Origin of the sequence: Streptomyces sp. P17, assembly GCF_032436805.1 — a bacterium.
Taxonomy (GTDB): Bacteria; Actinomycetota; Actinomycetes; order Streptomycetales; family Streptomycetaceae; genus Streptomyces.
Genome location: NZ_JAVRBF010000031.1, coordinates 1 through 10,241, shown reverse-complemented (window position 1 = coordinate 10,241; position 10,241 = coordinate 1). Strand labels below are relative to the sequence as shown.

Annotated in this window: 11 protein-coding genes; 2 read left to right on the top strand and 9 right to left on the bottom strand. The window is 68.3% G+C overall.

Annotation, left to right across the window (positions count from 1 at the left end; translation table 11 throughout):
• Nucleotides 1-149: 149 nt before the first annotated feature.
• Complete coding sequence (locus tag RMT89_RS20820; RefSeq protein WP_315885254.1) at nt 150-389, top strand: hypothetical protein; 240 nt, start codon at nt 150-152, stop codon at nt 387-389.
• Nucleotides 390-632: 243 nt separating this feature from the next.
• Nucleotides 633-980 carry a transposase gene (locus RMT89_RS20815; protein ID WP_399498449.1) on the top strand — a complete coding sequence of 116 codons (348 nt, stop codon included), beginning with the start codon at nt 633-635 and terminating at the stop codon, nt 978-980.
• A gap of 101 nt (nt 981-1,081) precedes the next feature.
• Here RMT89_RS20815 and RMT89_RS20810 read toward each other — a convergent pair whose 3' ends face one another.
• The 9 genes from RMT89_RS20810 to RMT89_RS20770 form a co-directional block, all read right to left on the bottom strand.
• Nucleotides 1,082-2,410 (bottom strand): hypothetical protein, encoded by a 1,329-nt coding sequence (locus RMT89_RS20810; protein WP_315885253.1) that lies wholly within the window; start codon nt 2,408-2,410, stop codon nt 1,082-1,084.
• Nucleotides 2,411-2,690: 280 nt separating this feature from the next.
• Nucleotides 2,691-3,017: a helix-turn-helix transcriptional regulator gene (locus RMT89_RS20805; RefSeq protein ID WP_315885252.1), complete on the bottom strand. Its 327-nt coding sequence runs from the start codon at nt 3,015-3,017 to the stop codon at nt 2,691-2,693.
• Nucleotides 3,014-4,123, bottom strand: coding sequence for a tyrosine-type recombinase/integrase (locus tag RMT89_RS20800; RefSeq protein WP_315885251.1), 1,110 nt, complete (start codon nt 4,121-4,123; stop codon nt 3,014-3,016). The genes RMT89_RS20805 and RMT89_RS20800 overlap by 4 nt, the downstream gene beginning before the upstream one ends.
• Nucleotides 4,124-4,552: 429 nt before the next feature.
• Nucleotides 4,553-5,236: a twin-arginine translocation signal domain-containing protein gene (locus RMT89_RS20795; RefSeq protein ID WP_315885250.1), complete on the bottom strand. Its 684-nt coding sequence runs from the start codon at nt 5,234-5,236 to the stop codon at nt 4,553-4,555.
• 23 nt (nt 5,237-5,259) lie between these two features.
• Entirely contained in the window at nt 5,260-5,592 is a 333-nt protein-coding gene (locus tag RMT89_RS20790) for a hypothetical protein (RefSeq protein ID WP_315885249.1), read from the bottom strand.
• A 15-nt stretch (nt 5,593-5,607) separates the two neighbouring features.
• On the bottom strand, nt 5,608-7,812 hold the full coding sequence (locus RMT89_RS20785) for a glycoside hydrolase domain-containing protein (protein WP_315885248.1): 2,205 nt from the start codon (nt 7,810-7,812) through the stop codon (nt 5,608-5,610).
• 105 nt (nt 7,813-7,917) lie between these two features.
• Nucleotides 7,918-8,493 (bottom strand): hypothetical protein, encoded by a 576-nt coding sequence (locus RMT89_RS20780; RefSeq protein ID WP_315885247.1) that lies wholly within the window; start codon nt 8,491-8,493, stop codon nt 7,918-7,920.
• Between the two features lie 150 nt (nt 8,494-8,643).
• A complete protein-coding gene (locus RMT89_RS20775) occupies nt 8,644-8,937 on the bottom strand; it encodes a hypothetical protein (RefSeq protein WP_315885246.1) in 294 nt (97 codons plus the stop codon).
• A 145-nt stretch (nt 8,938-9,082) separates the two neighbouring features.
• A complete protein-coding gene (locus RMT89_RS20770; protein WP_315885245.1) occupies nt 9,083-10,123 on the bottom strand; it encodes a histidine kinase in 1,041 nt (346 codons plus the stop codon).
• Nucleotides 10,124-10,241: the final 118 nt, after the last annotated feature.

The following is a 10,241-nucleotide window of genomic DNA, read 5'->3' as shown; positions in this document are numbered from 1 at the left end:
CGCACTCAGGTGCGGCACCCTCTCCCGTTCCCAACACCGCTTCCGTAAGCGGTCCGGTCGCGCGGCGTGCGCCGGGCGAAACCACAGGTCGTGGGTGCCCGCGGTCTCGGCGCGTGGCCTTACGGAAGCGGTGTTGCTCCCGTTCCCGCATGGACCGCACCCATGAGGGTCGGGGTGGTCAACGGGTGATGTCCGGAGCGGTGATCACCTATAACAACAGCGTGTTCACGTCCCAGAGCCGCATACGCCACGAACGTAAACACAAACGGCAGTGGATGCGCTACGGGTTCCGCTTCGGCTACATGTACCTCAGAGCAGGAATCAACCCATGCCGCAACAAGTGGGAGCGCCGCGCCAACTGGACCGATGGGGGGTACCTGAATTGCTGAACCAGTCCCGGCGACGACCAGCGTGGCCCTTCGTGCTGCTGGGGCCGGTACTTGGCCTGACCGTCCTCGCCGCTGCCGGTATGTGGATACGTCGAGATGGTGTCCCGCTGGTTGGTGCAGCCGATCTTGGTGAGGGCGTACGCCCGGGGGCGCATGCGCGCGTAGGCTCCGCTCCCTGCTCGTGAGGCGGGCCACCGTGCAATTCTCCCTGGTAAACGGCGTGTTCAGCCCGGGAGGTGCACGATGGCCCTGACCCAGCATGACTTACTCCGCCTGCTTGAGTCACTACGTTCAGCGGACGGCCTCGAACTGGTCCGCTCGGTGGCCGAGCGGATGCTGCAGGAGCTGATCGAGGCCGAGGCGAGTGCGAAGATCGGCGCGGAGTGGAACGAGCACGCCGACACCCGCACCGCCTACCGCAGTGGCCACCGGGAGCGGACGCTGACCAGCCAGGCCGGCGACCTGGACCTGGCCATCCCCAAGCTGCGCTCGGGCAGCTTCTTCCCGAGCCTGCTGGAGCGGCGGCGCCGATCCCTCCGAGTGACGATCACGGCACCTAAACAGCCGCTGACCTGGACCGCAGCCGCTTAGCGTTGTTTTTTCGGCGAGAACTACTGGAACCCCTCGACCCCCGCGAGTTCGCGAAAACTGAAGGTACTTCAGCAGGAACCCGAGGGTCCGATGGCCCGATGTTAGGGGGTGGACCCGTGGGTTCGTGGTGAAGTCGCGGGGTCGGTCTCCAACGGCCGCTCCAGGAGAGCGCGGGCGGAGTTCGCGTAGCGGATCGCGGTCTTCTCGTCCAGGTCGAAGACCTCGGCGAGGTGGAGCGGATCGGGGCCGTGGACAAGGGCTTCTTCGAGCTGCCGGTCGACGCGGAGCTGTTCCAGGGTTGCTGCCTGGCCCCGAAGCGGTGCGGTAAGGGAGACCTGGCTGATGGGGCCGGTTCCCAGGGCGGTGATTTTGTTGATCAGGAGGTGTGGGTTGGCGGTGTCGGGCCAGCGGCGGCGCCGGAACTCCAGCCACTCCAGGGCGACGTGCAGTGTGAGGTCGTCCAGTGGCCGGACGCGGCCGCCGATAGCGAGCTTTCGGTTGCCGATGTCGAGGTCGTCGAGCTGGAGGCGGCGGATCGCGCCTGACCGTGCAGCGTGCACCGCGGCGAGGGCGAGGACCAGGCGGTCCGCCGGCTTGGTGACCGCGGCGATCGAGGTGTTGATGCGCTCGGGCTCCAAGGGCTGGAGGATGCCGTACTCGCGCTGGCCGACGCGGATGCGGCTGGTCGGGTTCTTGAAGATGGTGCCGTTCTTCTTCGCCTGGCGGAACAGCGACCGCAGCACGATGAGGGTGTGCTGGCGCTGACCGCCGTGGAAGGTGTCGAGCTGGGCGAGGACGTCGTCGCGGGTCACCTCGCGCAGATGGTCGTAGCGGGTGGACCACTCCAGCAGGACGGGGCGGACCCGGTTGAGGTAGTTCCAGGCCGTGTTCTCGTCGCGGGGCTGGGACCGGGGACCGCCGTCGTGCAGGAGCCGGACCCAGTGCTCGACATCGCGGCGGATCCCGGGGGCGATGCCGTCGAGCTTGCGTTCCAGCCACTGCTCGAACGGCGGTGTCCGGTCGTCGAGGAAGACGCCGATGTGGTCGAGGACCTCGATGGTCAGCTCCATGTTCAGCCGACGGGGTTGCAGGGCCGGGTGGAGCTCGGAATAGCGCACGACGTCGCCACCGACATGCCGGGACATCAGGATGATCAGAGCTCGGTCGACGGCGAGGCGGATCTTGCGGGGCCAGCCGCGGGCCTCGCCGAGGCGGTGGGCGGTATGCCGGGCCCAGGCCAGCCAGGGGTTGTCCGGGCCCGTGTGCTGTTCGGGGTCGATGCGGGTGAAGTCGCGGCAGACCTCGAACAGGGCAGGCTGGAGCCAGCCGCCGGGCGGCGACGCCGGAGGGGGATCGGGTTTGCGGGGGCGCCCTCGCCACTCGTACTTCGGCAGCCGCGGCCGCGCGACGCGTTCCCACAGCGGAGCCATGTGCGCGAAGAACAGCTGGTGATGCCGCAGCGTCGGCAGCAGCGACTCCGCCCTCGCGCCGGTTGTCGCTGCCTGCGTACGGGCCTGGCACCAGCACAGACGGCAGTACCCCTTCCGAAGCGGGCCATTCCGGCGGCAGCCCGAGCATGGACTGTGCGGACCGGGACGGGCGAAAGAATTGCAGCCCCCGCACCACCGCATGAACAGCAGACCCCAGGCCAGGCAGTTCGAGCAGCTGTCAGGCTCCAGCACCAGCGAGTCGTCCTCTCGTCCTGGCCGGTCACATCGGCGGCAGCGACCGGCCGTCCCGCCGGCGTGGCACCACCGTCGGAGCCGGGCCGGATGAGACGGCAGCCTGCTGGCCGGTCTCCTCGCCGGGCCGGCGGACCCTGTCCGGCTCGGGGATCAGCAGGTCGCCGATCTCGCAGCCGAGCACGACGCAGATGACGTCCAGGTCGTCGAGCTTGAGGGAGACGGGCTGGCCGGACCACAGCCCGGACATCTTCCCCGATGAGATCACCAACCCGTGTTCGGCCAGGCTCCGTTGGAGTTCGGACGCCTTCCAGATATTCTTGTTCGCGGCCGTCAGCCGCAGGTTCCACCTCATCGGATCAGCCCTTCCAGCCGCTTCGCGGCCCGCTCGGTCCCGGCGACCCAGGCGTCCTCGACCCGGGTGCGGTGGACATGGACGTATCGCATCGTCGTGGCGATCCAGGAATGTCCCAAAACCTCCTGGATTGAGATGAGGTCGAGGCCGTTCTCATAGAGCTGGGACGCGCAGAAATGCCGCAGGACATGCGGTGTCAGCAGGTCCTGCCAGCCCGGCAGATGCCCCTCGACCGCGGCCGAGAGCCCGTCTCGCAGGGCGTCGTCGCCCACCCGGCGGGCGGTGCCGTCGGCGTTCTTGCGCTCGGAAGGGAACAGCGGGGCACCGGGGCGGGTGTGGTCGTCGCCGAACTGGCCCCACACGTCCTCGATGAACCACCGCAGGGTGCGGTCCGCGCCGTTGATCAGCGGGACCATGCGCTCGCGCGGCCCGGAGCCGCGGGCGCCCTTGCCGTGGCGGACATGGAGCTTGCCGAACCGGCCCAGGTTCCACTTGATGTCCGCCAGGTCGAGCTTGCGGGCCTCGCTCACCCGCAGCCCGACCTCGGACATCAGCTTGGAGGCCGTGTAGTTCCGCGCGGTCGGAGCGAACTTCCGGCAGGTGGCCAGCTCGCCCGCCCAGCCGGTGAACAGCTGCCGCGCCTCCGGCTCGGTCGGCGGGATCCGCAGCTGGGCGTCCTTGGAGCCGCGCGGCCGGTTCACCTCGTCGATCGGGCACTCGACCACGCGCCCGGTCATGCGGTGGATCTCGACCTTGTGCCGCAGCTCCAAGAAGAGGAAGTACGTGCTCAACGCCTGTGAGCGGGCCAGCCGGGTGCCGCTGGGCGAGCCCCGCAGCACCTTCCCGAAGTACGCGTCGGCGTCGGACGGCTCCATCTCCCACAGCGGTCGGCCGAACCAGGCCCGGATCTGCTCCAGATGCCCGACGTCCCCGCGGATCGTGCCGTCAGCCAGCCCAGCCGAAGCCCGGGCAAGGACGAACCCGGCCAGCACGTCGGTCTCGAACTGCTCCAGCTCCTCCGCTCGGACCTCGCGCAGGTCCCGTACGACCGCCAGAGACAACCCGAGGCTCCTCACCTTCATGCCGATCGTGGATCGGTCGGACACGGTGAGAACGCTTCAAGAATCCCGAAGTTACGTCACAAGGCCACACAGCACACCTTCGAGGAAGAACTCCCTGGCCACGGGGCACGGGGCCGGGTACTCAGCGGGGCTCAGGGGAACTCGCGGGATGTCGCACACGAGGACGGGCCACTGCCTCACCGGCGCCCCGCGCGGGCGCCGGTGATCGGGCACAGGCTGAAGCTGTATCCCGTTCGCGGCAGGTGGCAGAGTTCTTTCCGGCACTCTGCCACCACGAACAGCCGACGCTCCCTCCCCGACCTCGATCGACAGGATGGTGCCTTGCCCGATACGGCGAATCCAGTCCAGAGACCGGCGCTTCGCACACCAGGTCAACGGGCCACCTTTCCACTGTCGGGACAGTCAGGTGGCCCTGATCCGCTGAATGCCAGGGTCAGACAGGGTGTGCGCGGATCAGGCCGGGTGCTGGATGCGGGCCAAGCGGTCCGCGCGACGGCGTCGCGACGGGGACAGAACGTCCACTCCCGCTCCGGCGCCCTCGCCAGGCGTGGCGTCCCATCCCCGCAGCTTGTCCGCGACCCTGCGCACCCGCTCGTCCTGCGGGCCGGCGTCGATGTAGAACAGCGACTCGTCCACCTGGCTGTCGTCGCCACCCCACCGCACGACGCCCTCGCAGTCGGCGAGGATGTCCCTCAGGACCAGCTCCTGCAGGGGGAAGAACCCGCCTGCCGCACTCGCGCCCGGCCGGATCTGCACCGCGGTGCCCGATGCCAGGTTCGACTCCGGGAGTCCTCGGCGCAGGCCCTTGACGGGACGCCAGCCGGCCAGGTCCACTCTGCTGATCTCCTCCACCTCGTAGTGGAAGCGACGCACCACGTGCAGCAGTATCGCCTCGACGTCACCGATCCACACCGGGACGCTCAGTCCCGTGCCGGCAACCGGCCGGGTCCACACCTGAGAGTCGCGGTCCGCGTTCGCCTGGACCGTCCAGCCGTTCGCCGAGGTCGCCGGGCGCTTCGGTGTGCGGCCCTCGACTGCTGATGCGTGAGCGGCCGGCAGAACCGAGCCGATGCCGGCGCCTGCGCCGATGACGGCAGCGGTCCTGATGACCGTTCGCCGCGTTATCTCGTGGTTCACGTTTCAGTGTCCTTTCGAAGTCGTCAGAACGGGATGAAGAGCACGAAGAACGGCACGAGGGGCGCGGCGGCGCATACCGGCCAGTACCAGGATGCCGGGAGGGCCGTCCTGCGGCGCAGCCACGCGTTGGTGAATCCCCAGATCAGGCCGAACAGGCAGACCGCCGGCACGACGAAGACCAGCCAGAGAAGCATCCCGTCGTTCTCGTTCGGGTCCTGCTGCGTCCATCCGATGGCTGCCAGTGGCCCGTTCACCATGAAGTACCAGACGAGGAACAGGGGAACGATGGCCGGGATGCCCAGCAGCAGGTTCACGGTCGCGGGCACGGCGAGCTTCCGCAGGTGCTTGTTCTTCATGGTCGGTGTCCCGTCCTACTGGGCGCGGCTGAGCTTGTTGTAGTTCTCCAGCACGTTGTACAGGCCGATCAGCTCGCGTCCGTACTGCTCCGCCTTGTCACCTGTGCCGTTGTACCGGGCCAGCAGAGCCTGGGTGTCGGCCTGGCTGGTGGTGAGGCTCGGCCTGGCGATCCCGAGCTGATAGGCGTTGTAGATCGTCAGGTAGGCCACGGAGGGGATGTTGTACTCGGGCTCCTGGAGGTTGTCCCACACCGCACGCTTGTCGGCGCCGGTCAGCAGGTTGCCGTTGATGATGCCCTGCTGGATGCAGTAGTTGCGGGCCTCGATGGTCACCCATGCGAAGATCTGCCCCCAGCCGGTGCTGGAGTCGTCCTTCAAGCCGCTCTTCACCGCCTCGTCGGCGAGTGCGTCGAGCGGATTCAGCTTGCGCAGCTCCCACAGCACCGGCGCCTGGATGAGTGCCTTGCGCAGCTTCAGGGTCCGGGCCAGGTTCGTGAACAGCCAGTCCGCATCCATGACCATGTTGAACGCCTCCGTTGTGGAGACGACCCCGTAGGTGACCCAGTCGCCGTCCGCGGTCCATCCCTCGCCGCCGGTCTCCGGTACGCCGATCGAGGTCAGGTACGTCTGGACGTCGGTGAGCATCGCCGCCTGGTACTTGGACTTGTCGAGGTCGACATCCAGGTCGCTGGTGAGCGGTGTTCCGGGGTTGAAGTCGCCCTGGCCGGTGTCGCGGCCGGAGGCGATGTTCTTGTCGATCTCGATCGCGCCGTCGCCGGAGCCGACCGTGATCGTGACGATCTGGTCGAACGCCCAGTTCGTGGGCAGCGGGTAGCCGAGGTTGCCGGAGAATCCGGACGACATGTCGGACACGAAGCTGGTGGCGGCGTACCCGGCGTCGGCGACGCGCTGGCAGACGTTGCGCGGGCCGTAGATGCCGACGCCGTAGCTGGAGTTCTCGCCGACGGTGCGGTAGATGCCCTTGAAGTGCGGGAGGATGAAGTCGGTGACCTCGCTGTCCATGGCGTCGTAGTCGACCGCGAAGTAGATGATCGTCCCCGGCTTGAAGCCGTGGATCTGAGCCCATTCGATGGCGTTGGTCGCGTCGATGCAGCCCTGGGAGTACCTGAAGTAGTCCGCGGAGCGGGACCATGTCTGGTAGATCGGGAAGCAGCGCAGCCCGTACTGCTTGATCGTCGCGAGCTCGCCGGGCTGGATCTGCTTCTCCGGCAGGCTCGTGCCGGGGTTGTACAGATACCGGCCGATGTACTGGTAGCCGGCGTCCTTCAGCGCCTGCGCACGCGGCGGCGTGATCTTCGTGACACCGTCGCACGCCGTGCCCTTGCGGGACTGGTCGCCGTAGGAGACCAGCAGCGACGCCCACGTCGGGAAGTCGCCGACACCGGTGACCGGGAGCTTCGCGAACGACTGGAAGTCCTCCACGCCGGCCTTCACCTCAGCGGTGAAGTTCCCGAAGAGAACGTTTCGCTTGTTGAGGATCATCGCCGCGGTGAACAGCAGCGCCCACGTGCCGGTAGTGCCGACCGCGACCGGACGGGATTTCAGCCCTGCCTGCGTGCCTGGCCCGAACACGCCGTTCGCGGTGCCATCGGCCATGCCCAGCTCGTACTGGATCGCGAACAGCATCGACTTCGCGACGTCACGGGAGTGGTAGCCGTCACAGGGGATGATGAAAAAGTCCCGGCGGTTGACGTACCGTCCGTTCAGCCATTGCTGAATGGAACGGATCGCATCCGACCCGTTGCCGACGGTGACGTAGGCGTCCATGTTGAGCAGGCCCTTGACGACCTTCGGCTCAAGGGAACTGCCCGGGTACACGGTGTCGACGCCCATGTTCTGCTTCAGCTTGGTGACGGCGTCCTTGACACGGGAGTTGTAGGTGCCGTCGATCTCACCGCCGTCGTAACCCTTGCAGTACAGGGCGGACTGGAGGATCCGGCAGAAGTTCGCCGACGGCATGGTCGAGTCGTCCAGCTTGGGGTACTTCGACTGAAGCGTCGACAGAGTGGTCGGGCCGAAGGAGTTCGACAGGGACGTGATGCCCATCTCGTACTGGAGCGCCCGGGTCAGGGCGTACATCGTGGGCCAGCCGGTGTGGCCATTCTCCTCCAGCTTGGATATGCCGAGTGTTGCACCGTTGTTGTACGTGCTGTTGATGAACCGCTGAGCTCTGAGCACCAGCTCGTCAACAGATGGCATGCGGAACCTTCCTGAGAGAGGTACGCGACAACACCGAACCGGGACGACTTCGAATTGCGAGAGTCGCGTGTGCTTGGCGCCGTCGCGTGATCACATCTGCACGAACTATCCATGAACCACGGCGATCTGACCACAGGCGGCCTGCTGGATCTCCCGGGTTGCGGCCTCCCGTCGGAGGCGGCACACGAAGGCCCCGGGGACGGCGAGCATGCGTCGGGATTGGCAGGTGCCAGCCGGGTGGTGATGGCCACACAGGCGCTTGACGCGACAACCCGCACGAGCGCCGGGCGGCATCGCCACTGGCAGAGACTTCACCGCCGTCATCATGCCCCTGCCGCGGGGTGGTCGGTCGCCGCGGCATGCGCGGCGGCGCTTCAGTCGGAGCAGACGATCGACGAGCTCACGGACTTCCGCACTCAGACCCTCGCCAGACTCGCCGCACAGCACGACGGGGCCTCCGGCCGGCTCGCCCTTGCCGGCGTGCCGGGTGAGCCGGGTGAGCCGGGTGAGCCGGTAGCGGGCCTTCTCGTGCGACAGGCCCACCTGCCCGCCGATCTGCCGCAGCCCCCAGCCCTCCGCCTTCGCCGCGGCCATCCCCTCGTCCAGGGCCGTATCCGTCACCTCGGCCAGCGCAGCCCGCAGCCGGATCGCCGGATCGCCGGATCGCCGGAGCCAGATCAACCAGACCGGTACAGAACGGTGCCACGTCCGCCTTCAGGAATCCGATCGTCGGGTCGTCGCTCACCCGACCCGACCCGCCCTGGCAGCCCCAGCGAACCGCCGAGGTCCTGGAGGCGACGCCGGCGCCGACGACCATGGCGGGCGGCGGCCCTACGTGGTAAGCGCCTGCGACCTGGCCAGGCGGGTGCCGCTGGGCGAGTTCTGCAGCACCTTCCCGAAGTACGCGTCGACGTCAGCGGGCTCCATGTCCCACAGCAGTCGGCCGAACCAGGTCCTGATCTGCTCCAGGTGCCCGACGTCGCCGCGATTGGTGCCGTCCGCCAGGCCCGCCGAGGCCCGCGCGAGGACGAACCCGGACAGCACGTCGGTCTCGAACCGCTCCAGCTCCTCCGCCGACGCGGGCGCCCAGTGCTCGCGCAGATCCCGTACGACCGCCAGCGCCAACCCAAGCCTCCTCGCCTTCAGCCCAACTGTGGATCGGTCGGACGAGATGAGAACGCTTCAAGAATCCCGAAGTTACGTCACAGAGCGGTAGAACAATCGAAGGAGGAAGAACCCCCTGGTCACGGGCTCGGGGGTTCAGCGGGGCTCAGGGGAACTCACGGGATGTCGCACAGTGGTCGAGGTGCACGCGCGCCTGCCGCGAACCCGAGTGCCGTACGACATTGGTGAGGGCTTCCTGGACGATCCGGAAGGCCGCGAGGTCGGTGTGGGGTGACAGCGGGGGCGGGGCGCCGTGCACCTCGACGGTCAGGCCCGCCCCGGCGGCCTGGCCCACGAGTTCGGGGAGCCGGTCGAGCCCTGGCGCGGGCGCGCACGGCGCGTCACCGGGGGCGCGCAGCGTGTCGAGCACCTGCCGCACCTCGCCGAGCGCCTCCTTGCTCTGGGCCTTGATGGTGGTCAGCGCCGTCCGGGCCTGTTCGGGATCGGAGTCGAGGAGCGCGAGTCCGACGCCCGCCTGGACGTTGATGACGGAGATGCTGTGCGCGAGGACGTCATGCAGTTCCCGGGCGATCCGCAGCCGCTCCTCGTCGGCCCGCCGCCGGGCCGCCTGCGCCCGCTCGGCGCGCTCCCGGGCCCACTGCTCACGCCGGGTCCGTACCAGCTCCGACAGCGCCACGATGGCCAGGACCCAGGCGGCGACCACGCCTTCCTGCCCCCAGGGGGCCGCGGAGTCCCCGGACGGCGGGAGCCACTGGTAGAGCCAGTGGGCGACCAGCACATGCCCGACCCACAAGGTGCCCATGGCCGCCCAGGCCGCCCGGCGATGCCCGGCCACGATGGCACTGAAGCAGCTGATCGCCACGGTGAGGAACACGGGCCCGTACGGATACCCGGCGCCGAGGTAGAGCATGGCGGCACCGGCCGTACCGAAGGCGACGGCGACCGGGTACCGGTGCCGCCACAGCAGCAGAAGCCCGGCCACGAGCAGCAGCACCCGCGCGAAGGGGGCGAGGTCGGCCCGTTCGCCCTGTTCCTCGGCGGCGAAGTCCGACCCGACGAACACAAAGGCGGTGACGAGCACGGTGGACCGCCACGGCCACCGCCCCTGCTCCTCCTGCGCCCACCACGACGGCCCGCTCCGCCACCAGTGCGGCGGACCGACCATGGGCACGCGCTGTTCCTCCATGCCCGCCACGCTAGACCCATCCTCCGCACGTAGCGGTATCGGTTGAATCCGCTGGTGGGCCGTGACGGCGGGAGGGGTGTCGGTGTTGTCTGAGCATGTTGATGACTCCGCCTCCTGC